General features: G+C 37.8%; 26 protein-coding genes. 21 read left to right on the top strand and 5 right to left on the bottom strand.

What is annotated here, in order from left to right; genetic code table 11:
- Positions 1–160: 160 nt before the first annotated feature.
- Entirely contained in the window at positions 161–1,783 is a 1,623-nt protein-coding gene (locus tag HMPREF9423_RS09500; RefSeq protein ID WP_006149094.1) for an ATP-binding cassette domain-containing protein, read from the bottom strand.
- A gap of 207 nt (positions 1,784–1,990) precedes the next feature.
- On the opposite strand from HMPREF9423_RS09500, the gene trpS reads away from it, so the two are divergent.
- Both trpS and guaB read left to right on the top strand, forming a co-directional pair.
- The gene (trpS, locus tag HMPREF9423_RS09495; protein WP_006149093.1) at positions 1,991–3,016 is read left to right on the top strand and encodes a tryptophan--tRNA ligase; all 1,026 of its coding nucleotides are present in this window, start codon (positions 1,991–1,993) and stop codon (positions 3,014–3,016) included.
- A 162-nt stretch (positions 3,017–3,178) separates the two neighbouring features.
- Positions 3,179–4,657 (top strand): IMP dehydrogenase, encoded by a 1,479-nt coding sequence (guaB, locus tag HMPREF9423_RS09490; protein WP_006149092.1) that lies wholly within the window; start codon positions 3,179–3,181, stop codon positions 4,655–4,657.
- A 54-nt stretch (positions 4,658–4,711) separates the two neighbouring features.
- Here the strand turns inward: guaB and recF are convergent, their stop codons facing one another.
- Positions 4,712–5,803 carry a DNA replication/repair protein RecF gene (recF, locus tag HMPREF9423_RS09485; protein ID WP_006149091.1) on the bottom strand — a complete coding sequence of 364 codons (1,092 nt, stop codon included), beginning with the start codon at positions 5,801–5,803 and terminating at the stop codon, positions 4,712–4,714.
- 2 nt (positions 5,804–5,805) lie between these two features.
- Positions 5,806–6,174 (bottom strand): S4 domain-containing protein YaaA, encoded by a 369-nt coding sequence (gene yaaA / locus HMPREF9423_RS09480; protein WP_006149090.1) that lies wholly within the window; start codon positions 6,172–6,174, stop codon positions 5,806–5,808.
- 159 nt (positions 6,175–6,333) lie between these two features.
- On the opposite strand from yaaA, the gene yfmF reads away from it, so the two are divergent.
- The 12 genes from yfmF to tsf all read left to right on the top strand — a co-directional run bounded on the left by yfmF (position 6,334) and on the right by tsf (position 17,494).
- Positions 6,334–7,584 (top strand): EF-P 5-aminopentanol modification-associated protein YfmF, encoded by a 1,251-nt coding sequence (gene yfmF, locus HMPREF9423_RS09475; protein WP_006149088.1) that lies wholly within the window; start codon positions 6,334–6,336, stop codon positions 7,582–7,584.
- On the top strand, positions 7,581–8,861 hold the full coding sequence (gene yfmH / locus HMPREF9423_RS09470; RefSeq protein ID WP_006149086.1) for an EF-P 5-aminopentanol modification-associated protein YfmH: 1,281 nt from the start codon (positions 7,581–7,583) through the stop codon (positions 8,859–8,861). Before yfmF ends, yfmH begins: the two co-directional genes overlap by 4 nt.
- A gap of 42 nt (positions 8,862–8,903) precedes the next feature.
- Positions 8,904–9,731 carry a cytoskeleton protein RodZ gene (gene rodZ, locus HMPREF9423_RS09465; RefSeq protein ID WP_006155809.1) on the top strand — a complete coding sequence of 276 codons (828 nt, stop codon included), beginning with the start codon at positions 8,904–8,906 and terminating at the stop codon, positions 9,729–9,731.
- An 11-nt stretch (positions 9,732–9,742) separates the two neighbouring features.
- A complete protein-coding gene (gene pgsA, locus HMPREF9423_RS09460) occupies positions 9,743–10,282 on the top strand; it encodes a CDP-diacylglycerol--glycerol-3-phosphate 3-phosphatidyltransferase (protein WP_006149084.1) in 540 nt (179 codons plus the stop codon).
- 2 nt (positions 10,283–10,284) lie between these two features.
- On the top strand, positions 10,285–11,112 hold the full coding sequence (locus HMPREF9423_RS09455) for an energy-coupling factor ABC transporter ATP-binding protein (protein WP_006149082.1): 828 nt from the start codon (positions 10,285–10,287) through the stop codon (positions 11,110–11,112).
- Entirely contained in the window at positions 11,097–11,936 is an 840-nt protein-coding gene (locus HMPREF9423_RS09450) for an energy-coupling factor transporter ATPase (RefSeq protein WP_006149080.1), read from the top strand. Before HMPREF9423_RS09455 ends, HMPREF9423_RS09450 begins: the two co-directional genes overlap by 16 nt.
- Positions 11,929–12,723 (top strand): energy-coupling factor transporter transmembrane component T family protein, encoded by a 795-nt coding sequence (locus HMPREF9423_RS09445; RefSeq protein ID WP_006149079.1) that lies wholly within the window; start codon positions 11,929–11,931, stop codon positions 12,721–12,723. The genes HMPREF9423_RS09450 and HMPREF9423_RS09445 overlap by 8 nt, the downstream gene beginning before the upstream one ends.
- A gap of 30 nt (positions 12,724–12,753) precedes the next feature.
- Positions 12,754–13,575, top strand: coding sequence for a rod shape-determining protein MreC (gene mreC, locus HMPREF9423_RS09440; protein ID WP_006149078.1), 822 nt, complete (start codon positions 12,754–12,756; stop codon positions 13,573–13,575).
- Positions 13,572–14,066: a rod shape-determining protein MreD gene (gene mreD / locus HMPREF9423_RS09435; protein WP_006149077.1), complete on the top strand. Its 495-nt coding sequence runs from the start codon at positions 13,572–13,574 to the stop codon at positions 14,064–14,066. The genes mreC and mreD overlap by 4 nt, the downstream gene beginning before the upstream one ends.
- Before the next feature lie 93 nt (positions 14,067–14,159).
- Positions 14,160–15,368: a peptidoglycan hydrolase PcsB gene (pcsB, locus tag HMPREF9423_RS09430; RefSeq protein ID WP_006149076.1), complete on the top strand. Its 1,209-nt coding sequence runs from the start codon at positions 14,160–14,162 to the stop codon at positions 15,366–15,368.
- 224 nt (positions 15,369–15,592) lie between these two features.
- On the top strand, positions 15,593–16,375 hold the full coding sequence (gene rpsB / locus HMPREF9423_RS09425; RefSeq protein WP_004250981.1) for a 30S ribosomal protein S2: 783 nt from the start codon (positions 15,593–15,595) through the stop codon (positions 16,373–16,375).
- Between the two features lie 78 nt (positions 16,376–16,453).
- Positions 16,454–17,494, top strand: coding sequence for a translation elongation factor Ts (gene tsf / locus HMPREF9423_RS09420; RefSeq protein ID WP_006149074.1), 1,041 nt, complete (start codon positions 16,454–16,456; stop codon positions 17,492–17,494).
- Positions 17,495–17,594: 100 nt separating this feature from the next.
- Here the strand turns inward: tsf and cysK are convergent, their stop codons facing one another.
- Together cysK and HMPREF9423_RS09410 are read right to left on the bottom strand one after the other, a co-directional pair.
- Positions 17,595–18,521, bottom strand: a complete 927-nt coding sequence (cysK, locus tag HMPREF9423_RS09415; RefSeq protein ID WP_006149073.1) for a cysteine synthase A — start codon at positions 18,519–18,521, stop codon at positions 17,595–17,597.
- A 155-nt stretch (positions 18,522–18,676) separates the two neighbouring features.
- Complete coding sequence (locus HMPREF9423_RS09410; protein ID WP_006149071.1) at positions 18,677–19,312, bottom strand: YigZ family protein; 636 nt, start codon at positions 19,310–19,312, stop codon at positions 18,677–18,679.
- A 55-nt stretch (positions 19,313–19,367) separates the two neighbouring features.
- Here HMPREF9423_RS09410 and HMPREF9423_RS09405 point away from each other — a divergent pair, with 55 nt between their 5' ends.
- The 7 genes from HMPREF9423_RS09405 (at position 19,368) to HMPREF9423_RS09375 (ending at position 26,192) form a co-directional block, all read left to right on the top strand.
- Positions 19,368–20,666, top strand: a complete 1,299-nt coding sequence (locus tag HMPREF9423_RS09405; protein ID WP_006149070.1) for an ATP-dependent helicase ComFA — start codon at positions 19,368–19,370, stop codon at positions 20,664–20,666.
- On the top strand, positions 20,663–21,325 hold the full coding sequence (locus HMPREF9423_RS09400; protein ID WP_006149069.1) for a ComF family protein: 663 nt from the start codon (positions 20,663–20,665) through the stop codon (positions 21,323–21,325). Before HMPREF9423_RS09405 ends, HMPREF9423_RS09400 begins: the two co-directional genes overlap by 4 nt.
- Before the next feature lie 79 nt (positions 21,326–21,404).
- Entirely contained in the window at positions 21,405–21,953 is a 549-nt protein-coding gene (gene hpf, locus HMPREF9423_RS09395) for a ribosome hibernation-promoting factor, HPF/YfiA family (protein WP_004250989.1), read from the top strand.
- Positions 21,954–22,105: 152 nt separating this feature from the next.
- Entirely contained in the window at positions 22,106–24,079 is a 1,974-nt protein-coding gene (locus HMPREF9423_RS09390; RefSeq protein WP_006149068.1) for a DHH family phosphoesterase, read from the top strand.
- Positions 24,076–24,528 (top strand): 50S ribosomal protein L9, encoded by a 453-nt coding sequence (gene rplI / locus HMPREF9423_RS09385; protein ID WP_004250991.1) that lies wholly within the window; start codon positions 24,076–24,078, stop codon positions 24,526–24,528. The genes HMPREF9423_RS09390 and rplI overlap by 4 nt, the downstream gene beginning before the upstream one ends.
- A gap of 42 nt (positions 24,529–24,570) precedes the next feature.
- Positions 24,571–25,929 carry a replicative DNA helicase gene (dnaB, locus tag HMPREF9423_RS09380; RefSeq protein WP_006149067.1) on the top strand — a complete coding sequence of 453 codons (1,359 nt, stop codon included), beginning with the start codon at positions 24,571–24,573 and terminating at the stop codon, positions 25,927–25,929.
- Positions 25,926–26,192 carry a Veg family protein gene (locus HMPREF9423_RS09375; protein ID WP_004250994.1) on the top strand — a complete coding sequence of 89 codons (267 nt, stop codon included), beginning with the start codon at positions 25,926–25,928 and terminating at the stop codon, positions 26,190–26,192. Before dnaB ends, HMPREF9423_RS09375 begins: the two co-directional genes overlap by 4 nt.
- Positions 26,193–26,223 lie beyond the last annotated feature (31 nt).

Raw genomic sequence — 26,223 nt, 5'->3', positions numbered from 1 at the left:
GACCAATTTGGTCGATTTTTTATGTGCATGAATCTTGTCAAGAATTTATAAATCTAATAATAGAATGTTTCACGTGAAACAATGAATAGGTTGAATAGAATCAGATTGACAGAACTATCAACTAAAAACTCAATTGGGAACCCAACTGAGTTTTATTTTTTTAGTCTTTCCAAAGTTCTTTTACTTTTGCTTGAACTTCAGCATTTTCTAAGAATTCATCATAGGTTTCATCAATACGATCGATGACGCCGTTTTTAGATAAGACAATAATGTGGTTAGCCAAAGTTTGGATGAATTCATGGTCGTGACTGGCGAAGATGATAGATTCTTTGAAATTTTTCAATCCATCGTTCAAACTTGAAATAGATTCCAAGTCTAAGTGATTTGTAGGATCGTCAAGTACAAGAACGTTTGATTTTAAAAGCATGAGTTTTGAGAGCATCACGCGTACCTTTTCTCCCCCTGACAAGACGTTTACAGGTTTGTTAACTTCGTCTCCAGAGAAGAGCATACGACCTAGGAAACCACGCAAGAAAGTGTTGTCATCTTCTTCTTTACTTGCGAATTGACGGAGCCAGTCAAGGATAGATTCACTGCCAGCAAAATCAGCTGAATTGTCTTTTGGCAAGTAAGAGCGACTAGTTGTAACTCCCCACTTGACAGTCCCTTCATAGTCAATTTCACCCATAATGGCACGAATCAAGGCAGTTGTTTGGATGTCATTTTGTCCGATAAGAGCTGTCTTGTCACCTGGACGCAAGATGAAGCTGATGTTGTCAAGAATAGTTTCACCATCAATCTTTACAGATAGATTTTCTACTGTCAAGAGGTCGTTCCCAATTTCACGTTCAGCTTTAAAGCTGATAAAAGGGTATTTACGACTAGAAGGAACAATTTCCTCTAGCTCAATCTTGTCAAGCATTTTTTTACGTGAAGTTGCTTGTCTTGATTTAGAAGCATTAGCAGAGAAACGAGCAACGAATTCTTGAAGTTGTTTGATTTTTTCTTCTGCTTTAGCATTACGGTCTGCTAGTAATTTAGCAGCAAGCTCAGAAGACTCCTTCCAGAAGTCGTAGTTTCCGACATAGAGTTTGATTTTTCCAAAGTCAAGGTCAGCCATGTGAGTACAAACTTTATTCAAGAAGTGACGGTCGTGGGATACGACAATGACAGTATTATCAAAGTCGATTAGGAAATCCTCTAGCCAAGTGATGGATTGAATATCCAGACCATTAGTCGGCTCGTCCAAAAGAAGGACATCTGGTTTACCGAAGAGGGCTTTAGCAAGGAGAACCTTTACTTTTTCGCCATTTGCTAGTTCACTCATATTTTGGTAATGAAGTTCTTCTGGAATATTCAAATTTTGTAAGAGTTGTGAAGCTTCACTCTCAGCTTCCCAACCACCTAGTTCAGCGAATTCTCCTTCAAGTTCAGCTGCGCGAACACCATCTTCTTCTGAAAAATCTTCTTTCATATAAATGGCGTCTTTTTCTTTCATGATGTTGTATAGTTTTTCATTACCCATGATAACAACATCAATAACACGCTCATCTTCGTAGTCAAAGTGATTTTGACGAAGTACTGAAAGACGTTCATCTGGTCCAAGAGAGATATGCCCAGTTGTTGGTTCAATATCTCCAGCTAAGATTTTTAAAAAGGTTGATTTTCCAGCACCGTTGGCACCAATCAAACCATAGGTATTTCCTTCTGTAAATTTGATGTTTACATCATCAAAAAGTTTGCGATCACTAAAACGTAGTGAAACATCAGATACTGTTAGCAAAGTTTTTCTCCTATTATATGTAATACTCTAATTCTACTAGAAAATCATCAATTATTCAAATTTTTATTTGTCAATTTTTTGTAAACAAAGTTGACAACCCCTTTACGATTGAAAGGGGTAACATCTCTATTGTTTCAATAAAAAAATTATCTGTCTTTTTATTAAAAAAATGCTATAATTGAAAGGACCATATCAAAGGAGAATAAGATGAGTAAACCCATTATTTTAACAGGAGATCGTCCAACGGGGAAATTACACATTGGGCACTACGTTGGTAGTTTGAAAAATCGTGTCTTACTACAAGAAGAAAATAAATATGACATGTTTGTTTTTTTAGCTGACCAGCAAGCACTAACAGACCATGCAAAAGATCCACAAACTATTGTAGAGTCTATTGGGAATGTTGCTTTGGACTATCTTGCAGTGGGATTAGATCCTAATAAAGCAACGATTTTCATTCAAAGCCAGATTCCAGAATTGGCAGAGCTCTCTATGTATTATATGAACCTAGTTTCATTAGCTCGCTTGGAACGAAATCCAACCGTAAAGACTGAAATTGCTCAAAAAGGCTTTGGTGAAAGTATTCCAACTGGATTTTTAGTTTATCCTGTTGCGCAAGCAGCAGATATTACAGCATTTAAGGCTAACTTGGTTCCAGTAGGGAATGATCAAAAGCCGATGATTGAACAAACACGTGAAATTGTGCGTTCTTTCAACCATACCTATAACTGTGATGTTTTAGTAGAACCAGAAGGAATTTACCCTGAGCACGAAGGTGCGGGACGTTTACCAGGTCTTGATGGTAATGCCAAAATGTCGAAATCACTTAATAATGGAATTTACCTAGCTGATGATGCAGATACTTTGCGTAAAAAAGTAATGAGTATGTATACAGATCCAGACCATATTCGTGTTGAGGATCCAGGTAAGATTGAAGGAAATATGGTTTTCCATTACTTGGACGTATTCGGTCGACCTGAGGATGCTCAAGAAATTGCTGAAATGAAGGAACATTATCAACGTGGAGGCCTTGGTGATGTTAAGACCAAACGTTACCTACTTGAAATCCTAGAACGTGAACTTGGTCCAATCCGTGAACGTCGCCTAGAATATGCTAAAGATATGGGTGAGGTTTATAATATGCTCCAAAAAGGTAGTGAAAAAGCTCGAGAAGTTGCTGGACAAACACTATCAGAAGTAAAAGCTGCAATGGGTCTAAATTACTTTCACTAATGGATAAAATATGAACTATAAAACTATTTCTTCTTTAAAATAAGAGGGATAGTTTTTTATTTATTCTCTTATAAATTTAATTGACAAATTTTCATAGAATGGTATGATAGATACAATACAAAAAGCGTTTAGCTCAATAAAGAAAGAAAAGAGGAAACTTCAATGTCTAATTGGGACACTAAATTTTTGAAAAAAGGTTTTACCTTTGATGATGTATTGCTAATTCCAGCAGAGAGTCATGTGTTGCCTAATGATGCGGATTTAACAACAAAATTGGCAGATAATTTGACTTTAAATATCCCAATTATTACAGCTGCAATGGACACTGTAACAGAAAGCCAAATGGCCATTGCAATCGCACGTGCAGGTGGACTTGGAGTTATCCATAAAAACATGTCTATTGAGCAACAAGCTGACGAAGTTCGTAAGGTAAAACGTTCTGAAAATGGTGTTATCATTGATCCATTCTTCTTGACTCCTGAACATACAATCGCTGAAGCAGATGAACTCATGGGCCGTTACCGTATCAGTGGTATCCCAGTGGTTGAAACTCTAGAAAACCGTAAGTTAGTTGGTATTTTGACCAACCGAGATCTGCGTTTCATTTCTGACTACAACCAACCAATTTCAAAACACATGACTAGTGAAAACTTAGTTACTGCTCCGGTTGGTACAGATTTAAAAACTGCTGAGAGTATTCTTCAAGAACACCGTATTGAAAAACTACCTCTAGTTGACGAAGAGGGTCGTCTTTCTGGTTTAATCACCATTAAAGATATTGAAAAAGTGATTGAGTTCCCAAATGCGGCAAAAGATGAATTCGGTCGTCTTCTAGTTGCTGGTGCGGTAGGAGTTACTTCTGATACATTTGAACGTGCAGAAGCCCTCTTTGAAGCAGGAGCTGATGCTATTGTTATCGATACTGCCCATGGTCACTCAGCGGGTGTACTTCGTAAAATCGCTGAAATTCGTGCTCATTTCCCAGACCGTACACTGATTGCTGGGAACATCGCTACTGCTGAAGGTGCGCGTGCTCTTTATGATGCAGGTGTTGACGTTGTTAAAGTCGGTATTGGTCCAGGGTCAATCTGTACAACTCGTGTTATTGCTGGTGTAGGAGTTCCCCAGGTAACAGCAATTTACGATGCAGCAGCAGTTGCTCGTGAATATGGTAAAACAATTATCGCTGATGGTGGAATCAAATATTCTGGAGATATTGTAAAAGCCCTTGCTGCTGGAGGAAACGCAGTGATGCTCGGATCAATGTTTGCAGGAACAGATGAAGCTCCAGGTGAAACTGAGATCTTCCAAGGGCGTAAGTTCAAGACATACCGCGGTATGGGTTCAATCGCTGCTATGAAGAAGGGTTCAAGCGACCGTTACTTCCAAGGTTCTGTCAATGAAGCAAACAAACTCGTTCCAGAAGGAATCGAAGGTCGTGTTGCTTATAAAGGTGCAGCAGCTGATATTGTTTTCCAAATGATTGGTGGTATTCGTTCTGGTATGGGTTACTGTGGTGCTGCTAACTTAAAAGAATTACATGACAATGCTCAGTTTATCGAAATGTCAGGTGCGGGTCTAAAAGAAAGCCATCCACACGATGTGCAAATCACTAATGAAGCACCAAACTATTCAATGTAATAAAAAAATCTCCTGTTAAACGGGAGATTTTTTTGTTTTACAAAGATGTAAAGTTTAATTTACAGTCAATTGACCATTATCTACTGTAAAGACGCTCAAGTTATCAGGTAAGTTTTGAAGATGGTCTAAACTAGTAGTTGTAATAAAAGTTTGAATGTTATGAGAAATAGTTTCCAATAATTTAAGTTGACGAGTATTGTCAAGTTCACTCATGACATCGTCAAGTAAAAGAATGGGAGATTCTTTGGTAATGCTCTCCATCAATTCGATTTCAGCAAGTTTTATAGAAAGCACCAAGCTACGATGTTGCCCTTGACTTCCGAAACTTGCTTCCATTCCATTAATCATGAAAATCATATCGTCCCGATGAGGACCAACTCCAGTATTCTTCTTAAATAAATCTCTGGGTCTACTTTTTTGAAGTGCTATATGGAAAGATTCAGCCAAATGTTTCTTGTCAACAAAGTTTACAAAAGGTTGATAACGGATTGACAGATTTTCTAACTGATCTGAGATGTCAAAATGTTTTTTCTTGCCAAAGAGTTCCATTTTCTGGATAAAGTCAGCTCGATGATTCATTACACGACAGCCATACTCTACCAGTTGGTCATCAAGAACAGATAGGAAAGTCTCATCTATGTTTTGTGTAGATTTGAGATAGGTATTTCTCTGTTTAAGGACGTGGTTATAACTTGACAGGTCTGACAAGTAAATTGGTTTAATTTGCCCTAATTCTATGTCAATGAATTTACGACGAATGGCCGGAGCGCCTTTTACAAGTTGTAAATCTTCTGGAGCGAATAAGACAACATTCATATGACCAATATAGTCTGATAGGCGAGCTTGTTTTAAGTAATTCACTTTAGTAATTCGACCTTTTTGTGTTAAGTCAATTTCAAGTGGAATGCTTGCTGTTTTCTTTTGCAAGATTCCAGAAACTTGCAGTTGTTCTTCTTCAAATTGAATTAAATTTTTGTCTGTCTTTGTTCGATGACTTCTTGTTAAGGCTAAAAAGTAAATACTTTCGAGAAGATTGGTTTTTCCTTGAGCGTTTCGGCCAACAAATACATTTAATTTTGGATTGAAATTAACTTCAACATCTCGATAGTTACGAAATTGTTTAATGGATAGATTTTTCAGCCACATATTTATCTACCTGGGAAACGTGGTGCAGGTTTTGTTTTTGTTGCTTGAGCTTTTTTTGTTGGCTTTTTTTGTACCTTTTTATTCATTTCCTTGACAAGCTTAGCTACACGTTCTTTCTCAAGTTTTTCTAGACGAAATTCCTCTAGTTCTTCTGATGTTGGTTTAACTAGAATAATTTGAGTTTTTAAATCAGGGATTTCAATAGAATCCCCGATTCTAATTTTTTTGCCTCTACGATTTTCTAATTCTCCATTAAAATATACAAGATGGTCCGCTAAAAAAGATTTAATAGCACCGCCACTTTGTATAATCCCAAGGTCTTTCAAAAGAGATTGGAGAGTAATAAATTCTTCAAATAATTTGTATTCCATAGTTCACCTCAATCTTTGGTATTATACCATATTTTGCTCAAAATAGTTGAGAAGAAACTACTGATATGAAAACGATTTTAATTTCAAAAGAGTCAAAGAGAACAGGAAAAATTTTCGTTTTCATGGTATAATAGAACTCTATGTAAAAGGAGGTAAAAGATGGAGTTATTCCCTGGAATTGCAGTGCATTTTATCCAATCTAAAAAGTTTAAGACAAATAAAATAACCATGCGTTTCACAGCTCCATTATCTCTGGATTTAATTTCTGGTCGCATGCTAAGTGCCAGTATGCTTGAAACTGCTAATAAAGGCTATCCGACTGCTCAGGTTCTTAGAAAACATCTGGCGGCATTGTATGGTGCAGATTTGTCAACTCATGCTTATAGAAGGGGACAAAGTCACTTAGTAGACGTGAGTTTGACTTATGTTCGAGATGAATTCTTAAGTAAGAAAAACGTATTAACTGCTCAGATTTTAGAATTATTGTATCAAGTCATATTTAATCCATTGTCAAATGAAGATGAATTTGAGAACAATGCCTTTGAAATTGAAAAAAAACAATTGTTGGCGAGACTAGAATCAGAATTAGAGGATCCTTTCTTCTTTGCCCATAAAGAATTGGATCAGTTGTTTTTCCAAGAGGAATCAATGCAGTTAGTTCCTAGAGATTTAATTGCCAGAATTTCCGAAGAGACTTCTAAATCTTGCTATTCAAGTTTTCAAAAAATGCTGAAGGAAGATAGAATTGATTTATTATTTTTAGGTGATTTTAATGAAATTGAAGTCTTAGAAAACTTGAAGAAATTTAACTTGACAGGTCGTAAAGAAACTGTAAATATTCAATATCAGCAAGGTTATTCAAATGTTCTTAGAGAAGGAATTGCTAGGAAAAACCTAGGTCAGTCTATTCTAGAAATGGGTTATCATAACACAATTGGTTATGGAGATGATCAAAAGATGGCCTTGCTTCTTGTGAATGGTTTGCTTGGAGCTTTCCCGCACTCTAAATTGTTTACCCAAGTTAGGGAAAAGGAAGGGTTGGCCTACACTGTTTCTAGTCACTTAGATCTCTTTAGTGGATTTTTAAGATTGTTTGCTGGGATAAATCGTCAAAACCGAAACAAGGTAAGAAAATTGATGAATGATCAATTGTTAGCTATCAAAAATGGTAGATTTACAGATTCTGAAGTTAATCAAACTAAGGAAATGATTCGTAGGACGATGTTGTTAAGTCAGGATAATCAAGATTCGATTATAGATAGAGAATACTTAAGCCTCTTTTTTGGTAAATCGGTTTTAGACCTGGATACTTTGATAGAGAGACTAGAGCAAGTTGACAAGGATGAAATCTGTAGGGCGGCATCTAGTTTGAAATTGCAGGCTATCTATTTTATGGAAGGAGCAGAATGACTAGAGTTACTTTTCAAGAGAAATATTATCCTGCTGTAAAGGAAACTCTTTATCAAGCAAAATTAGAAAACGGATTGACAGTTTCTTTACTTCCTAAAAATGATTTTAACGAAGTTTATGGTGTAGTAACTGTCTATGTTGGTTCAGTTGACACTGAGTTTACAGCTAGAGATAGTAAAAAGAAAATATATCCTAAGGGGATTGCTCATTTTTTAGAACATAAACTTTTTGAAAGAGAAAATTCTGAAGATATCATGGCTGCATTTACTAAATTAGGTGCAGATAGTAATGCCTTTACAAGCTTTACAAATACAAGTTATCTTTTTTCAACCTCTGACAATGTGGCTGGGTGTTTGGACTTGCTTGACGAGCTTGTTACTAGCTTTAAAATTACTGAAGAATCTGTTGAACGAGAAAAGGATATTATTCAACAAGAACGCGAAATGTATCAGGATGATCCTGATTCTTGCTTGTTCTTTAAAACACTTGCAAATCTATATCCGGAAACTCCACTAGCTTCAGATATTGTTGGGACTGAAGATTCGATAGAAGATATTAGTTTAGAGGATCTACGGGACAATTTTGATGAATTTTACACTCCTGTCAATAGCCAAATTTTCCTCGTTGGAAATTTTGATTTAGAGTTGATACAGAATTATTTCTCGCAAAAGGATGTTGGAGGTTGTATAGTTCAAAATCCAAAAGAACCCATCGCTTTACACCCTGTAAAGAAGGTTGAGAGCATTCGCATGGATGTTGCATCACCTAAATTAGCAATAGGAGTTCGAACGAATTCTGATATGAGTCACCAGGATTGTTATCGATATAGCGTCTTACTAAGAGCTTTATTTACGATGATGTTTGGTTGGACCTCTAAAAGATTTCAGAGTTTGTATGAAACCGGGAAATTAGATTCTTCATTATCTTTAGAAGTTGAAATCAATCGACGTTTTAACTTTTTGATGCTGACAATGGACACGAAGGAGCCTGTGTCAATTTCGCATCAATTCCGAAAGGCGATTCAGAGTTTTGTTACTGATGCAGATATTTCGGAAGAACATCTTGATTTAATCAAAAGTGAAATTTATGGAGAATTTATCCATAGTATGAACTCTTTAGAATTTATTGCGACCCAATATCAGTCACATTCTGACGAAACAACCCTGTTTGATTTACCAAAGATTATACAGGAAATGACCTTGGATGATGTTCTTGAGGTAGGACATCATTTTATCGATAATAGTGAAATAGTTGAATTTACAATTTTTCCACTATAGCCATCGAAATATAAAATAAACTAGAAAGAAGGCATGGTAAGTATGAGAAAAAAAACAATTGGTGAAGTGTTACGTTTAGCAAGAATCAATCAAGGTTTGAGTTTAGAGGAATTGCAGCGCAAGACAGACATTCAACTGAATCTGCTTGAGGCTTTAGAATCAGATGATTTCGACCAGTTGCCAAGCCCTTTTTATACACGTTCTTTTTTGAGGAAGTATGCTTGGGCAGTTGAGTTGGATGAAAATCTTGTTTTAGACGCATATGATTCAGGGAGTATGATTACCTATGAGGAAGTTGATGTTGATGAGATAGAACTATCAGGTCGTAGACGTTCTAATCGCAAGAAACGTTCCTTGCTCCCTCTGTTTTACTTTATTCTCTTCTCCTTATCTATTATAATTTTTGTTTCTTATTATGTTTGGAATTACATTCAAACACAACCGACAGCAACAACTTCAGCCAACTATAATGTTGTGACTACGACAACAAGTGCAACAAGTAGTGAAACGACAACTAGCAATCAAACCACTAGCCCATCAAGTTCGAGCGACGCATCAACTGTGACGGTTTCTGGTCAGGGAGATGTTATATCGGTAGAATATAAAACTGCTAAAGATACTGCCGAACTTCAACTATCTGTGACGGATGCAACAAGCTGGATTAGTGTTTCAGATACTGAATTGGCTGGAGGAACAACTCTTGAGCCTAATAATAAGATGGCCAAAACAACAGTTTCTAAAGGCTCTCCAGTAACTATCACATTAGGTGTTGTCAAAGGCGTGAAAATCAAGATCGATAATCAGGAAATTGATACTTCGAAATTAACTGGTCAAACTGGCTGGATTACATTGAAATTAAGTTCAAATTAAGGAAGGATAACATGAAAAAAGAGAATATTCCTAACATACTTACGCTTGGTAGAATTTTATTTATTCCGATTTTTGTTCTCCTTCTATCATTTGGACAGTCTCCTGTGTTACATAAAATAGCAGCAATTATTTTTGCCATTGCCAGTATCACTGACTATCTAGATGGCTATTTAGCTAGGAAATGGCAAGTAGTTAGCAACTTTGGGAAATTCGCAGATCCAATGGCAGATAAGTTGTTAGTTATGTCGGCCTTTATCATGCTAGTAGGTCTAAATATGGCTCCTGCTTGGGTAGTTGCTATTATCATTTGCCGAGAACTTGCAGTTACTGGGTTGCGCCTACTCTTAGTTGAAACTGGCGGAACTGTTTTAGCTGCAGCAATGCCAGGAAAAATCAAAACATTTAGTCAGATGTTTGCGATTATCTTCTTGTTATTTCATTGGAATTTACTTGGTCAGATAACTCTTTATATCGCTTTGTTCTTTACAGTTTATTCTGGTTATGATTACTTCAAGGGAAGCGCGTATTTGTTTAAAGGAACCTTTCGCTAGATATGGAATCGATTATTGAAATTAAGAATCTGTCATTTCGATACCAGGCAGATCAAGAACACTATGATGTTCATAACATTTCGTTTCACGTGAAACGTGGAGAATGGTTGTCTATCGTTGGTCATAATGGTAGTGGGAAATCAACAACTGTTCGCTTGATTGACGGTTTGCTAGAAGCGGAATCTGGAGAAATTTGGATAGACGGTGATTGCCTAACTCCGGAAAACGTCTGGGAAAAAAGACGTAAGATTGGTATGGTATTTCAAAATCCTGATAACCAATTCGTGGGGGCAACCGTAGAAGATGACGTTGCTTTTGGACTAGAAAACCAAGGGATTCCACTTGAAGAGATGAAGAAGCGAGTTTCTGAAGCTCTGTCATTAGTTGGGATGGCTGAATTTTCTAAAAAGGAACCAGCTCGCTTGTCAGGTGGCCAAAAACAGAGAGTGGCTATCGCAGGAGTTGTTGCTCTGCGACCAGACATTTTAATTTTGGATGAGGCTACAAGCATGTTGGATCCAGAGGGACGACTAGAGTTGATTAAGATTGTCCAAAAGATTCGCCAAGATCACCAAATGACAGTAATCTCCATTACGCATGACCTAGATGAGGTGGCCATGAGTGACCGTGTTTTGGTGATGAAAAAAGGAGAAATCGAATCAACTAGTACTCCTAGAGAACTATTTTCTAGGTCAGATTTAGATCAAATTGGTTTAGATCAACCCTTTGTCAACCAATTAAAAGAATCACTACGTACTAGTGGCTTGAAATTACCAGAGCACTACCTGACCGAAGAGGAGCTCGAGGAGGCTTTATGGGAATTATTCTAGACAATGTGAGTTATACGTATCAGGAAGGAACCCCCTTTGCCTCAGCTGCCTTGTCCGATGTTAATTTGTCAATAGAGGACGGATCTTATACAGCAATTATTGGGCATACAGGAAGCGGGAAATCTACAATCCTTCAACTTTTGAATGGGTTGTTGGTTCCCACAAAGGGAAGTGTTCGTGTCTTTGATACATTAATTACATCAAGATCCGTCAATAAGCAAATTCGTCAAATTCGCAAACAAGTGGGCTTAGTCTTTCAGTTTGCAGAAAATCAAATCTTTGAGGAGACTGTCTTAAAAGATGTGGCTTTTGGACCTCAAAATTTTGGAGTTTCTATAGAAGAGGCAGAAGCTATTGCGCGTGAAAAACTAGCTTTAGTAGGAATTGATGAGTCACTCTTTGGACGTAGTCCCTTTGAGCTTTCAGGCGGACAAATGAGAAGGGTTGCGATTGCTGGTATTTTGGCGATGGAGCCTAGCATTTTGGTTTTAGATGAGCCAACAGCTGGTTTGGATCCAATTGGTCGAAAAGAGTTAATGGCCTTGTTTAAAAAACTTCATCAGGATGGTATCACGATTGTTTTAGTGACCCATCTGATGGATGACGTGGCCGAATTTGCTGACCAAGTTTATGTGATGGAAAAAGGAAAGTTGGTCAAGAGTGGGAAGCCAAGTCTTGTTTTTCAAAATGTCGAATTCATGGAAAAAATCCAATTAGGTGTTCCAAAAATCACAAGATTTGCTCAAAGGCTAGCTGAACGAGGAGTTTCTTTTAAACAATTGCCGATAACGATAGAGGAGTTTAAGGAGTTCATCAATGGATAACATGATTTTAGGTCGTTACATACCAGGAAATTCGATTGTTCATCGTTTGGATCCTCGTAGTAAGTTAGTGGCAATGATTTTATTGATTATGATCGTTTTTTGGGCCAATAATCCAATAACTAATGTGATCCTTTTCGTTGTAACAGGTATATTTGTAGCCTTATCTGAGGTTCCCTTATCCTTTTTCATAAAAGGTTTGCGGTCTATGTTTTTTCTGATTGCTTTTACAACCCTTTTTCAACTTTTCTTTATCTCTGGTGGAGATGTCTTGTTCGAGATGGGGTTTATTAAAATCACGAGTCATGGCATTGAGCAGGCGGGAATCATTTTTTGCCGCTTTGTGTTGATTATCTTTTTCTCAACTTTGCTTACCTTGACAACCATGCCATTAAGCCTGGCTACAGCAGTTGAGTCCTTGCTTGGACCCTTGAAAAGATTTAAGGTTCCTGTTCATGAAATCGGGCTCATGTTGTCTATGAGTTTACGTTTTGTACCAACCTTAATGGATGATACGATTCGAATTATGAACGCTCAAAAGGCGCGTGGTGTTGATTTTGGAGAAGGGAATATAATCCAAAAAGTTAAGGCTATGATTCCTATTTTGATTCCTTTATTCGCTACGAGTTTGAAACGAGCGGATTCTCTTGCTACAGCCATGGAGGCTAGAGGATATCAAGGTGGTAACGGACGCAGTCAGTACCGGCAGTTGAATTGGATGAATAAAGATAGTGTGGCCTTACTCCTTGTATGTGTGTTGGGTTTGATTCTATTTTTGTTGAAATCCTAAAGAGAAGATAGAATGAGATAGGGTAGAGGTATGAATCGTTTTAAAAAATCAAAATATATCATTGTTCTATTTGTCGTTATACTAGTAGTTTCTGTTTTTTTAGTGACGACACAATCAAGTACAGTTGTGACAAAAGCTGGAGATGGCATTTCTCTGATAGATAGAATTGTGCAAAAACCATTTCAATGGTTAGAATCTACAAAGTCAGATTTAGGAAATTTGACGAGAGCTTACAATGAGAATGAAACTCTCAAAAAAGAATTCTATCAAATGGAAAAGGAAAAGAATGAAGCAGATCGCTTAAAAGAAGAAAATGAACAACTGCGTCAATTACTAGATATGAAGTCAAAATTGAATGCGACTAAGCTAATTGCTACGGATGTTATCATGAGAACTCCGGCGACTTGGAAACAAGAATTAACAGTTAATGTTGGTTCGCAACAAGGTGTAACAACTAGTATGCTTGTTGTTTCTGGTGGAGGATTGGTTGGAAGCGTTGAAAACGTAGAAGACAACTCAACTGTGGTCAATTTATTAACGAATGCTGAAAATACAGAGAAGATTTCTGTTAAAATCCAGCATGGGTCTAATAGTATTTATGGTATTATCGTTGGCTATGACAAGGAAAAGGAACTGTTGAAAATTAGCCAGCTAAATAATAGTGGAGATATTAGTCAAGGTGATAAAGTGGTAACTGGAGGTTTGGGGAACTTCAATACTACAGACATTCCTGTAGGAGAAGTCGTATCTGTGACCCCTACTAATGATTATCTGACAAGAGAAGTTATGGTCAAAATGCATGCTGATCCAATGAATCTTAAAGTCGTAGAGATAGTGGGGAATCCATCATGAGACTTTTTAAGCAAATAGGGATGTTTTTGCTCTTGCCCGTAATCATTTTAATAGATAGCCACTTAGGACAATTTGTAAATAGCTTTTTCCCGCATTTTCAAATAGTAAGCCACTTCATCTTCATCTTCTTACTATTCGAGACAATCGAAGTATCAGAATATCTGTTTTTGGCCTATTGCTTGGTTCTAGGACTTATATACGACATCTATTTCTTCCATCTGATAGGGATAGCCAGTCTTCTTTTTGTGATTATTGGAGCAATCGTATATAAAAGCAACTCTGTTATTTTGTTAAATAGATGGACAAGATTATTAGCTATTTTAATGATGACTTTTACATTTGAATTTGGTAGCTTTATTCTAGCACATGTGGTAGGATTGACTTCAGAAAATCTACCTGTTTTTATAGTTTATAGTCTGGGTCCTACTATGATATTGAATTTTATATGGATGTTAGTTTTCCAATATATTTTTGAAAAAATATATCTATAAGAAAGAAACAAAACTGTAATAAAGGCGTAATATTTATTAGGCCTTTTTTTGATATACTAGTAATGTCTTTTTAAAGAAGGAGTATTTACACTTATGAAGAAAAAAATTCTAGCATCACTTTTGTTAAGTACAGTATTGGTTTCACAAGGAGCTGTTCTGTCAAGTGTTAAAGCTAACACAACAGATGAAAAAATTGCAGCTCAAGATAGCAAAATTAGTGAGTTGACAACGCAACAAAAGGAAGCTCAAAAACAAGTTGATGAGATTCAAACTCAAGTTACAGCTATTCAAACAGAACAAGAAAAGTTGCAAACTGAGAATGAAAATCTTCAAGAAGAATCTAAAAAACTTGAAGGTGAAATCACAGAGCTTTCAAAAAATATCGTAGCTCGTAATGAATCGCTTGAAAACCAAGCTCGTAGTGCACAAACTAACGGAACTGCTACAAGCTACATTAATACAATTATTAACTCTAACTCAATCACAGAAGCTATTTCTCGTGTAGCAGCAATGAGTGAAATTGTATCAGCTAACAACAAAATGTTGCAACAACAAAAAGAAGATAAAAAAGCTATTGCTGAGAAACAAGTTGCTAATAATGAAGCAATCAACACAGTTATTGCTAACCAACAAACACTTGCAGATGACGCCCAAGCTTTGACAACAAAACAAGCTGAATTGAAAGTGGCTGAGTTGAATCTTGCAGCAGAAAAAGCTACTGCAGAAGGTGAAAAAGCTACCTTGCTAGAGCAAAAGGCGGCAGCTGAGGCAGAAGCGAAAGCAGCGGCAGAAGCAGAAGCGGCTTACAAAGCTCAACAAACAAGTCAACAACAAACAGTTGCAGCTTCAGCAAACACAACATTTGCAGCACAAGTACAAGCAGCTTCAAGTTCTTCATCTTCATCAGATGATGACTCGAGTTACACACCTGCACCAACTCCTGTAAGCCAACGTCCTACATATAGTACAAACGCTTCAAGTTATCCAACAGGTGAATGTACATGGGGAGCTAAAACATTGGCACCTTGGGCTGGAGATTACTGGGGTAACGGAGCGCAGTGGGCAACAAGTGCAGCTGCAGCAGGTTTCCGTACTGGTTCTCAACCACAAGTTGGTGCGATTGCATGTTGGAATGATGGTGGCTATGGACACGTAGCGGTTGTTACAGCTGTTTCATCATCATCAAGTATCCAAGTATCAGAATCTAACTACGGTGGAGATCGTACAATCGGTAACAAACGTGGATGGTTCAACCCAACTACAACTTCTGAAGGTTATGTTACTTACATCTATCCAAACTAATGAAAAAATTGAGACTCTTTCCGAGTCTCTTTTCTTGTCTTTAAATTGAGAAGTTCTGCTAAAAAACCATCAAAATAGCTTGATAATATTGAGAAATTGTGGTAAAATGAACTTTGTCGTGTGAACGATAATACTCATTCTTGATGAATTGTGAAACTGTTGCCTTAAGGTTGTTTTGCAAGCTGAAATCGAGAAGAGGAAAAAACAAAAAAGGAGAAATACTCATGGCAGTAATTTCAATGAAACAACTTCTTGAGGCTGGTGTACACTTTGGTCACCAAACTCGTCGCTGGAACCCTAAGATGGCTAAGTACATCTTCACTGAGCGTAACGGAATCCACGTTATCGACTTGCAACAAACTGTAAAATACGCTGACCAAGCATACGACTTTATGCGTGATGCAGCAGCTAACGATGCAGTTGTATTGTTTGTTGGTACTAAGAAACAAGCTGCTGACGCTGTTAAAGAAGAAGCAGAACGTTCAGGTCAATACTACATCAACCACCGTTGGTTGGGTGGTACCCTTACTAACTGGGGAACAATCCAAAAACGTATCGCTCGTTTGAAAGAAATCAAACGCATGGAAGAAGAAGGAATCTTCGACGTTCTTCCTAAGAAAGAAGTTGCACTTCTTAACAAACAACGCGCTCGTCTTGAAAAATTCTTGGGTGGTATCGAAGACATGCCTCGCATCCCAGATGTAATGTACGTAGTTGACCCACATAAAGAGCAAATCGCTGTTAAAGAAGCTAAAAAATTGGGTATCCCAGTTGTAGCGATGGTTGACACAAACACTGATCCAGATGATATCGATGTAATCATCCCAGCTAACGATGACGCTATCCGCGCAGTTAAGTTGATCACAGCTAAATTGGCAGACGCTATCATCGAAGGTCGCCAAGGTGAAGATGCTGTAGCAGCAGTTGAAGCAGAATTTGCAGCTTCAGAAGCTCAAGCAGACTCAATCGAAGAAATCGTTGAAGTTGTTGAAGGCGACAACGCTTAATTCGTATAAATAGTAATTACCTAGGAGGGCGGGGCTTAGCCCGGCTCTCCTATTTTTAAAAAATATAGGAGAATCAAAATGGCAGAAATTACAGCTAAACTTGTTAAAGAGTTGCGTGAAAAATCTGGTGCTGGTGTTATGGACGCTAAAAAGGCACTTGTAGAAACTGACGGTGACATCGAAAAAGCAATCGAATTGCTTCGTGAAAAAGGTATGGCTAAGGCAGCTAAGAAAGCTGACCGTGTTGCTGCTGAAGGTTTGACTGGTGTTTATGTTAACGGTAACGTTGCAGCAGTAGTTGAAGTAAATGCTGAAACTGACTTCGTTGCGAAAAACGCTCAATTCGTTGAATTGGTAAATGCAACTGCAAAAGTAATCGCTGAAGGAAAACCAGCTAACAACGAAGAAGCTCTTGCTTTGACAATGCCTTCAGGTGAAACTCTTGAAGCAGCTTATGTGTCTGCAACAGCGACTATCGGAGAAAAAATCTCATTCCGTCGCTTTGCTTTGATTGAAAAAACAGATGCACAACACTTCGGTGCTTACCAACACAACGGTGGACGTATCGGTGTTATCTCTGTAATCGAAGGTGGAGACGAAGCACTTGCTAAACAAATCTCAATGCATATTGCTGCGATGAAACCAACAGTTCTTTCATACAAAGAATTGGATGAGCAATTTGTTAAAGATGAGTTGGCTCAATTGAACCACGTAATCGACCAAGATAACGAAAGCCGTGCAATGGTTAACAAACCAGCTCTTCCACACTTGAAGTATGGATCAAAAGCACAATTAACTGATGAAGTTATCGCTCAAGCTGAAGCTGACATTAAAGCAGAATTGGCTGCAGAAGGTAAACCAGAAAAAATCTGGGATAAAATCATTCCAGGTAAAATGGATCGCTTCATGCTTGACAACACTAAAGTTGACCAAGCATACACACTTCTTGCACAAGTCTACATCATGGATGACAGCAAGACAGTTGAAGCATACCTTGAATCAGTTAACGCTTCAGTAGTTGAGTTCGCTCGCTTTGAAGTTGGTGAAGGTATCGAAAAAGCTGCAAATGACTTTGAAGCTGAAGTTGCAGCTACAATGGCAGCAGCTTTGAATAACTAATAATAAAAAGAGGAAGCAGCTTTGCTTCCTTTTTCATATAGAAAAACTTTATAAAAAAAATTAAAAAGCCCTTGTTAAAGGGCTTTGTGTATTTAAGAGACTATACTTCGAACTCATAGAGCGCTGTAGATAGGTAACGTTCTCCGTTATCTGGTGCAAGCGCAAGGACTTTTTTACCTGCCCCAAGTTTTTTAGCAACTTCGATTGCTGCATAGATAGCTGCGGCAGAAGAAATACCTACCAAGAAGCCTTCTTTTCCACCAATTTCGCGACCAAGTGCAAGAGCATTGTCTGATGTCACGCGAACGATACCATCATAAGCTTCTGTATCAAGTGTTTCTGGGATGAATCCTGCAGAGATACCTTGAATTTTGTGAGGTCCTGGTTTTTCACCTGATAAGATTGCTGACTCGTCTGCCTCAACTGCAAAAACTTGAATGTTTGAGTTAGCAGTTTTAAGAGCATGAGAAACACCTGAAATAGTTCCTCCAGTACCAACACCAGCAACAAAGGCATCTAAACCATCAGCACCGAAATCAGCTAGAATTTCAGCTCCTGTTGTTCTTTCGTGAACTTCTGGGTTAGCTTGGTTATTAAACTGTAATGGTAGGAAACCATCGCGTTCAGCAGCAATTTCTTGCGCTTTTGCAATCGCACCTTTCATTCCTTCACTACCGGGAGTGAGGACTAGTTCAGCACCATAAGCTTGGATGATCTTACGGCGTTCAACACTCATTGTTTCAGGCATAACGATGACAACTTTATAACCTTTAGCAGCGCCAACCCATGAAAGACCGATACCAGTATTCCCACTTGTTGCTTCAACAATTGTAGAGCCTGGTTTCAATTTACCCTCTTGTTCTGCTTTTTCAATCATACTAAGAGCGATGCGGTCTTTAACGGATGAACCTGGGTTAAAAGCTTCTAGTTTTACGTAAACGTCTGCTGCACCTTCTGGTACAATGTTATTCAATTTAACAATCGGTGTTTTTCCGATAAGTTCTGTGATATTGTTATAAATAGCCATGTTAGCACCTCTTTATATAAGATGCTTCTAGTATAACGCTAACTTTGACTTTTGTAAAATATAGAAATCCTATCGAAGCGATAGGATTTTTTTATAACAATCAGAAAAATAGTTAGTGTAAATCTAAAAATGGAGGGAAGATATTTAAACGTGCTTTACACAAGGTTTACAGGAACTTCAACTTCTCGTAAGCCTTGATCTGTTAGGATAACTTTCCCATTAAAAAATTCTATGAGGGCAGCTTTGGTATCCTCTTTATCTTCTTTATCAACAAAGATAATTGTGTCAACTTGATCTGTAAAGTTGGTTTCGAGTTCCATAAGATTATGTTCTTTAAGAAAATTTCCATACTCTTGATATTGAGCATAGCTCATTTGAATTTGAATTCCTGCTTGTTCTTTAATTTCAACAATTCCAATTTCTTTGACAGCTAAGGCAACACTACCTGCATAAGCGCGAATAAGACCTCCTGCTCCCAGTTTGATACCACCAAAATATCTGGTAACAACTACACAAACATTGGTCAAATTGTGATTTTCTAGAACTCCTAGCATAGGTACACCAGCAGTTCCACTTGGCTCCCCATCATCACTGGTTCGCTTGATTTCACTGCGCTCACCGATAATAAAAGCAGAGCAGTTGTGAGTAGCCTTATAGTGTTCTTTTTTGATAGCAGTGATAAAGGCACGAGCTTCTTCTTCACTATAGACACGTTTTGCATGACAAATAAATCGTGATTTTTTGATTTCTTCTTGGACTTGTCCGTCCTCTTTTATCGTTCTAAATTCCATATTTTTATTGTACTAAAAAATAGTCTAAAGTTCTAGATTTTACGAATAAAGAAGTATGAAAATAAATCCAAATTATCTTGGTCGACTTTTTACAGAACAAGAATTAAGCCCTGAAGAACGACAACTGGCGGAGAAGCTGCCAAGCATGAGAAAAGAGAAGGGGAAACTCTTCTGTCAACGATGTGATAGTATGATTCAAGATGAATGGTCTCTACCTATTAATGCTCATTACTGCCGAGAATGTTTGTTGATGAAGCGAGTTAGGAGTGATCAGGCCTTATATTATTTCCCTCAAGAAGATTATCCTAAACAAGATGTTCTTAAATGGAAGGGACAATTGACTCCATTTCAAGAGAAAGTATCAGAAGGCTTACTTCAAGCAGTAGAGAACCAGCAACCGACTTTAGTTCATGCAGTGACTGGCGCTGGGAAGACAGAGATGATTTATAAAGTTGTTGCGAAAGTTATTAATGATGGTGGCGCAGTTTGTCTAGCAAGTCCACGGATAGATGTTTGTTTGGAATTGTATAAGCGATTGCAGAATGACTTTGCTTGCGAAATAGCTTTACTGCATGGTGAGTCTGAACCATACTTTCGGACACCACTAGTTGTTGCAACAACTCATCAATTATTAAAGTTTTACCACGCTTTTGATTTACTAATAGTAGATGAAGTAGATGCTTTTCCCTATGTTGACAACAAGATGCTTTACAAAGCTGTAAAGAATTGTGTAAAGGAAAATGGACTCAGAATTTTTCTCACTGCAACTTCTACAGATGAGTTGGATAAGAAGGTTCGCTTAGGGGAGCTAAAACGATTAAGCCTGCCAAGGCGGTTCCATGGAAATCCTTTAATTATTCCAAAACCCGTTTGGCTATCTGATCTGGATAAATGTTTGGATAAGTTTCGCCTACCACCAAAGCTAAAAAGATATGTTGAAAACCAGAGAAGAACTGGCTACCCCTTACTAATATTTGCATCAGAAATTACAAAGGGAGAGAAGTTGAAGGAAATCTTACAAGAGAAATTTCCAAATGAGAAAATTGGTTTCGTATCCTCAGTTACTGAAGATAGATTAGAGCAAGTTCAAGCTTTTAGGGATAGGGAATTGACCATATTGATAAGCACAACAATATTGGAGCGCGGAGTTACCTTCCCTTGTGTTGATGTCTGTGTCGTAGAAGCAAACCATCGTCTTTTTACAAAATCAAGTCTCATTCAAATTGGAGGACGTGTAGGTCGTAGCATGGATAGACCTACAGGAGATCTAATTTTCTTTCATAATGGATTAAATCGTTCGATTAAGAATGCTATAAAGGAAATTAAACTGATGAACAAGGAGGCAGGCCTATGATTTGTTTACTATGTGCCCAACATTTGAAGAAAAATCTAACCTTTGGAGAGCTTCTTTTTTTGAAAAAGGAGGAGAGCACACTTTGTTTAGCTTGTTACTCAAGTTTTGAAATGATTGGGGAAGAACATTGCCCAAATTGTTATAAAAAAGGAGTGTCAAGTTCGTGTCAAGATTGTCAACTTTGGTGTAAAGAAGGGATTGAAGTAAGCCATGAAGCGATTTTTAGTTATAATCAAGCCATGAAAGACTTCTTTAATCGTTATAAATTTGATGGTGATTATATGCTCCGAAAAGTTTTTGCTATGATTTTAAAAGAGAATTTAAAAAAATACAAGGATTATCATTTTATTTTAATACCCTTAAGCCCTGAGAGGTATGCAAAAAGAGGTTTTAATCAGGTTGCAGGCCTAATAGAAGCGGCAGGACTTTCCCATCTGGATGTATTAGGGAAAAGAGAAGAGAAAGCCAGTTCTTCTAAAAATCGTTCGGAGCGTTTGGCCACGGAACTTCCGTTTTTTATTAAAGAAGACAGTAGGATTCCAAAAAAGATTCTATTGATTGATGATATTTATACGACAGGAGCGACTGTTAACCGTGTCAAGAGTATGCTAGAGAATGCAGGAGCAGAAGAGGTTAAAACATTTTCCCTCGTAAGATGAGGAAAAAGATTGCAAAAAGATAATGAAAGCGTTATAATAAATGTAGAAAAACAAATATGTTTAGAAAGAAGGTACTTATATGATTAAATATAGTATCCGTGGTGAAAACCTAGAAGTAACTGAAGCAATTCGTGATTATGTAGTTTCTAAACTCGAAAAGATCGAAAAATACTTCCAAGCAGATCAAGAACTAGATGCGCGTGTCAATTTGAAAGTGTATCGTGAAAAGACTGCTAAGGTAGAAGTAACAATTCCGCTTGGGTCTATAACTCTTCGTGCAGAAGACGTTTCTCAAGATATGTATGGATCTATTGATTTGGTGACAGATAAGATTGAACGTCAAATCCGTAAAAATAAAACTAAAATTGAACGTAAGAACAGAAATAAAGTTTCTACTAGCCAACTATTTACAGATACCTTGGTAGAAGAGACAGATGCTGCTCAACCTAAAGTTGTTCGTTCAAAACAAATTGATTTAAAACCAATGGACCTTGAAGAAGCGCTTCTTCAGATGGACTTATTGGGCCATGATTTCTTCATTTATATCGATGTTGAAGATGAAACAACAAATGTCATTTATCGACGCGAAGATGGAGATATTGGTCTTCTTGAAGTGAAAGAATCATAATACTTAATATGCTTAGATTAAAAAGGTGGTTTACACTAGTGTAAACCACCTTTTGTGTTCATGAATACTACATTTGAGCACAAGTGCTATTCCTTCTTTAAAGGTCGCTTTTTCAGTGCAAATATGGTATAATATTGCGCAAGAGGTTTGTAATGAAAAAAAATGAAATGAATCCCTTTTTTATATACTTATTTGTTGGGATTGCCTTTATAATCATGACTGTATTGGTTATTTTTCTTCAAAATAACCTAGTCACAATAGCATGCTTATTTTTCTTGATGGTGGCATTTCTTTTGCTATTTTATTTTCAGAGGAAATCTTATCAAAAAACAGAAATTGAACAAATCCAATACGTAAACCATCAGGCGGAAGATAGTTTAAGTTCACTCTTAGAACAGATGCCTGTTGGAGTTGTCAAGCTAAACATGGAAAGCAGTGAGATTGAGTGGTTCAATCCCTACGCAGAGTTAATGTTGACAACGGAAGATGGAGAAATTGACCTTCCTCAAGTTCAAGAAATTATAAAAACATCCATATCTTCTCCTGGGATTTATGCAAATGTGGGAGAAAAACGTTATGCGGTACATCTAGATAGAAATTCTGGTGTCCTCTACTTTTTTGACGTTTCTGGAGAGTACGAAGCCACAGTTGAATTGGTGACGAGTCGCCCTGTTATTGGTATTATTTCGGTAGATAATTACGATGATTTAGAGAACGAAACATCTGAATCTGACATCAGTCGAATTAATAGTTTTGTCGCAAATTTTGTATCAGAATTTACTGGAAAATATCAGATGTTTTCTCGTAGAGTGACCATGGATCGTTTTTACTTATTTACCGACTATACGGTATTAGAGCAATTGATGCAGGATAAATTTTCTGTAATTGATACCTTCCGTGAAGAAGCTAAGCAGAGAGATTTAGCCTTAACCATGAGTATGGGCTTGTCATACGGTGATGGCGATCATGAGGGTATTGGTAAAGTTGCTTTATCAAATCTCAACCTTGCAGAAGTTCGAGGTGGAGACCAGGTCGTTGTAAAAGAAAATGATGAGACGAAAAATCCAATTTATTTTGGTGGTGGTTCTGCAGCTTCTATTAAGCGAACAAGAACACGTACAAGAGCAATGATGACGGCAATCTCTGAAAAGTTGAGAAGTGTTGACCATGTTTTCGTAGTTGGTCATAAAAACTTAGACATGGATGCTTTAGGCTCTGCTGTTGGTATGCAATTGTTCTCGAGTAACGTCTTGGATGAAAGTTATGTGGTCTATGATGCAGAACAAATGTCTCCGGACATTCATCGTGCCATTCAATTCTTAGAGAATGAGGGAGTAACAAAACTCATCCCTCTAACTCAAGCTATGGGAATGGTCACTAATCGTTCCTTGCTAGTGATGGTCGACCACTCTAAGACAGCTTTAACCTTGTCAAAAGAGTTTTATGATTTGTTTACACAAACCATCATTATTGACCACCATAGACGAGATCAAGATTTCCCGGAAAATGCTGTTATCACCTATATCGAGAGTGGAGCAAGTAGCGCGAGCGAGCTTGTAACAGAGTTAATTCAATTCCAAAACTCTAAGAAAGCACGCTTAAGTCGTATCCAAGCTAGTGTTCTTATGGGCGGTATGATGCTGGATACTAAGAATTTCACTTCTCGTGTAACTAGCCGAACCTTTGACGTGGCAAGTTATCTAAGAACACGTGGTAGTGATAGTATTGTAATTCAAGAACTTGCGGCGACTGACTTTGAAGAGTATCGATTGGTTAATGAGCTAATCTTGCAAGGACAGGCCGTACAACCTTCTATTCTTGTAGCTCAGGCCAAGGATGATAAGGAGTATGATATTGTAGTGATTAGTAAAGCGGCTGATACTATGTTAGCTATGTCAGGTATTGAAGCTAGCTTTGTCATTGCTAAAAACAGCCAAGGGGATATTTCCATTTCTGCACGAAGTCGAAGTAAGATCAATGTGCAACGGATTATGGAAGAGTTGGGAGGTGGAGGCCACTTCAACCTGGCAGCTGCCCGACTGACAGATATGACTCTGCAAGAAGCAGGTGATAAACTAAAAACCGTTATTTCTAATGAAATTAGAGAAAAGGAGACAGAAGAATGAAAGTAATCTTTTTAGCAGATGTAAAAGGCAAAGGAAAAAAAGGCGAAATCAAGGAAGTGCCAACAGGTTATGCGCAAAACTTTTTGATTAAGAAAAACCTTGCTAAAGAAGCGACTTCTCAAGCAATTGGGGAGTTGCGCGGGAAGCAAAAATCTGAAGAAAAAGCACATGCTCAACTTCTTGCAGAAGCACAAGAAATTAAGGCGAAACTTGAAGCAGAAGAAACAATCGTCGAGTTTGTTGAAAAAGTTGGTCCAGATGGAAGAACTTTTGGTTCAATTACTAGCAAGAAAATTGCTGAAGAACTCCAAAAACAATTTGGAATTAAAATTGATAAACGTCATATTCAAGTTCAATCTCCAATTCGAGCAGTTGGCTTGATTGATGTTCCGGTAAAAATTTATCAGGATGTAACTAGCGTCATCAATCTTCGTGTAAAAGAAGGATAAGCTAGATTTGAGTAATGATTTTGTAAAAGGAAGGAAAGTCTGATGGCAGAAGTAGAGGAACTACGAGTTCAGCCCCAGGATATTTTGGCAGAACAATCGGTATTGGGAGCTATATTTATCGATGAGAGTAAACTCGTATTTGTTCGAGAATATATTGACTCTCGAGACTTCTTTAAGTATGCTCACCGTTTGATTTTTCAGGCCATGGTTGATTTGTCAGATCGAGGCGAAGCCATTGATGCAACGACTGTTCGTACGATATTAGATGATCAAGGTGATTTGCAAAATATTGGTGGCTTGTCCTACCTTGTTGAGATTATCAACTCTGTACCAACCTCTGCAAACGCTGAATACTATGCAAAAATTGTAGCAGAGAAAGCCACGCTTCGTCGTTTGATTACTAAGTTAACAGAGTCTGTAAACCAAGCTTATGAAGCCTCTAGTCCTGCAGATGAAATCATTGCGCGAGCAGAAAAAGGTTTGATCGATGTCAGTGAGAATGCAAATCGTAGTGGTTTTAGAAACATTCGTGACATTTTAAATCTTAATTTTGGGAATCTGGAAGTTCGATCACAACAAACGTCGGATATTACGGGGATTGCTACTGGTTATCAAGATTTGGATCATATGACAACTGGTTTGCACGAGGAGGAGTTGATTATCCTTGCTGCTCGTCCTGCGGTTGGTAAGACTGCTTTTGCCTTGAATATTGCTCAAAATATTGGAACCAAGCTTGACAAGACCGTTGCAATTTTCTCTCTCGAGATGGGGGCAGAGAGTTTGGTCGACCGTATGTTGGCTGCCGAAGGACTAGTGGAGTCCCACTCTATCCGTACAGGGCAATTGACTGAGGAAGAGTGGCGTAAATATACGATTGCTCAAGGTAATCTTGCAAAAGCAAGTATCTATATCGATGATACACCAGGGATTCGAATTACGGAGATTCGTTCACGCGCCAGAAAATTGTCTCAGGAAACAGGCAATCTTGGATTGATCTTGATTGACTACCTGCAGTTAATTACAGGGACTGGTCGTGAGAACCGTCAGCAAGAGGTGTCAGAGATTTCACGTCAGTTGAAAATTCTAGCCAAGGAATTGAAGGTGCCTGTAATTGCGCTAAGTCAGCTGTCACGTAGTGTTGAACAACGTCAAGATAAAAGGCCTGTACTATCAGATATTCGTGAGTCAGGATCTATCGAGCAAGATGCGGATATCGTCGCCTTTCTCTATCGTGATGACTATTATGAACGTGGTGGCGAAGAAGAGGAAGGTCTTCCTAATAACAAAGTAGAAGTTATTATTGAGAAGAACCGTAGCGGTGCGCGTGGAACGGTAGAATTGATTTTTCAAAAAGAGTATAACAAGTTTTCAAGTATTTCGAAGAGAGAGGAACAAAGATGACAGATGCATTTACAGATGTAGCCAAGATGAAAAAAATCAAAGAAGAAATCAAGGCGCATGAAGGACAAGTGGTGGAAATGACCTTGGAAAATGGTCGTAAACGCCAAAAGAACCGCTTAGGAAGACTTATTGAAGTCTATCCATCACTCTTTATCGTTGAATTTGGGGATGTTGAAGGGGACAAACAGGCCAACGTCTACGTTGAATCCTTCACGTATTCTGATATTTTAACGGAAAAGAATTTGATTCACTATTTGGATTAAGGTTGAAAGTGGGAGTTTTCTCACTTTTTTC

Source organism: Streptococcus infantis ATCC 700779, assembly GCF_000187465.1.
Taxonomy (GTDB): Bacteria; Bacillota; Bacilli; order Lactobacillales; family Streptococcaceae; genus Streptococcus; species Streptococcus infantis.
Note: the sequence above shows the minus strand (reverse complement) of the source record. Positions and strands in the feature narration are given on the sequence as shown.

Excerpts from the sequence above, each read along its gene's own strand:
- HMPREF9423_RS09375 (WP_004250994.1), top strand. The coding sequence starts at position 25,926 with ATGACAGATGCATTTACAGATGTAGCCAAGATGAAAAAAATCAAAGAA.
- HMPREF9423_RS09405 (WP_006149070.1), top strand. The coding sequence starts at position 19,368 with ATGAAAATAAATCCAAATTATCTTGGTCGACTTTTTACAGAACAAGAA.
- yaaA (WP_006149090.1), bottom strand. The coding sequence starts at position 6,174 with ATGGAATACAAATTATTTGAAGAATTTATTACTCTCCAATCTCTTTTG.
- cysK (WP_006149073.1), bottom strand. The coding sequence starts at position 18,521 with ATGGCTATTTATAACAATATCACAGAACTTATCGGAAAAACACCGATT.
- yfmF (WP_006149088.1), top strand. The coding sequence starts at position 6,334 with ATGGAGTTATTCCCTGGAATTGCAGTGCATTTTATCCAATCTAAAAAG.
- pgsA (WP_006149084.1), top strand. The coding sequence starts at position 9,743 with ATGAAAAAAGAGAATATTCCTAACATACTTACGCTTGGTAGAATTTTA.
- HMPREF9423_RS09450 (WP_006149080.1), top strand. The coding sequence starts at position 11,097 with ATGGGAATTATTCTAGACAATGTGAGTTATACGTATCAGGAAGGAACC.
- recF (WP_006149091.1), bottom strand. The coding sequence starts at position 5,803 with ATGTGGCTGAAAAATCTATCCATTAAACAATTTCGTAACTATCGAGAT.
- rplI (WP_004250991.1), top strand. The coding sequence starts at position 24,076 with ATGAAAGTAATCTTTTTAGCAGATGTAAAAGGCAAAGGAAAAAAAGGC.
- hpf (WP_004250989.1), top strand. The coding sequence starts at position 21,405 with ATGATTAAATATAGTATCCGTGGTGAAAACCTAGAAGTAACTGAAGCA.
- guaB (WP_006149092.1), top strand. The coding sequence starts at position 3,179 with ATGTCTAATTGGGACACTAAATTTTTGAAAAAAGGTTTTACCTTTGAT.
- HMPREF9423_RS09400 (WP_006149069.1), top strand. The coding sequence starts at position 20,663 with ATGATTTGTTTACTATGTGCCCAACATTTGAAGAAAAATCTAACCTTT.
- yfmH (WP_006149086.1), top strand. The coding sequence starts at position 7,581 with ATGACTAGAGTTACTTTTCAAGAGAAATATTATCCTGCTGTAAAGGAA.
- HMPREF9423_RS09445 (WP_006149079.1), top strand. The coding sequence starts at position 11,929 with ATGGATAACATGATTTTAGGTCGTTACATACCAGGAAATTCGATTGTT.
- pcsB (WP_006149076.1), top strand. The coding sequence starts at position 14,160 with ATGAAGAAAAAAATTCTAGCATCACTTTTGTTAAGTACAGTATTGGTT.
- trpS (WP_006149093.1), top strand. The coding sequence starts at position 1,991 with ATGAGTAAACCCATTATTTTAACAGGAGATCGTCCAACGGGGAAATTA.
- rodZ (WP_006155809.1), top strand. The coding sequence starts at position 8,904 with ATGAGAAAAAAAACAATTGGTGAAGTGTTACGTTTAGCAAGAATCAAT.
- mreD (WP_006149077.1), top strand. The coding sequence starts at position 13,572 with ATGAGACTTTTTAAGCAAATAGGGATGTTTTTGCTCTTGCCCGTAATC.
- mreC (WP_006149078.1), top strand. The coding sequence starts at position 12,754 with ATGAATCGTTTTAAAAAATCAAAATATATCATTGTTCTATTTGTCGTT.
- rpsB (WP_004250981.1), top strand. The coding sequence starts at position 15,593 with ATGGCAGTAATTTCAATGAAACAACTTCTTGAGGCTGGTGTACACTTT.
- dnaB (WP_006149067.1), top strand. The coding sequence starts at position 24,571 with ATGGCAGAAGTAGAGGAACTACGAGTTCAGCCCCAGGATATTTTGGCA.
- HMPREF9423_RS09390 (WP_006149068.1), top strand. The coding sequence starts at position 22,106 with ATGAAAAAAAATGAAATGAATCCCTTTTTTATATACTTATTTGTTGGG.
- HMPREF9423_RS09410 (WP_006149071.1), bottom strand. The coding sequence starts at position 19,312 with ATGGAATTTAGAACGATAAAAGAGGACGGACAAGTCCAAGAAGAAATC.
- tsf (WP_006149074.1), top strand. The coding sequence starts at position 16,454 with ATGGCAGAAATTACAGCTAAACTTGTTAAAGAGTTGCGTGAAAAATCT.
- HMPREF9423_RS09455 (WP_006149082.1), top strand. The coding sequence starts at position 10,285 with ATGGAATCGATTATTGAAATTAAGAATCTGTCATTTCGATACCAGGCA.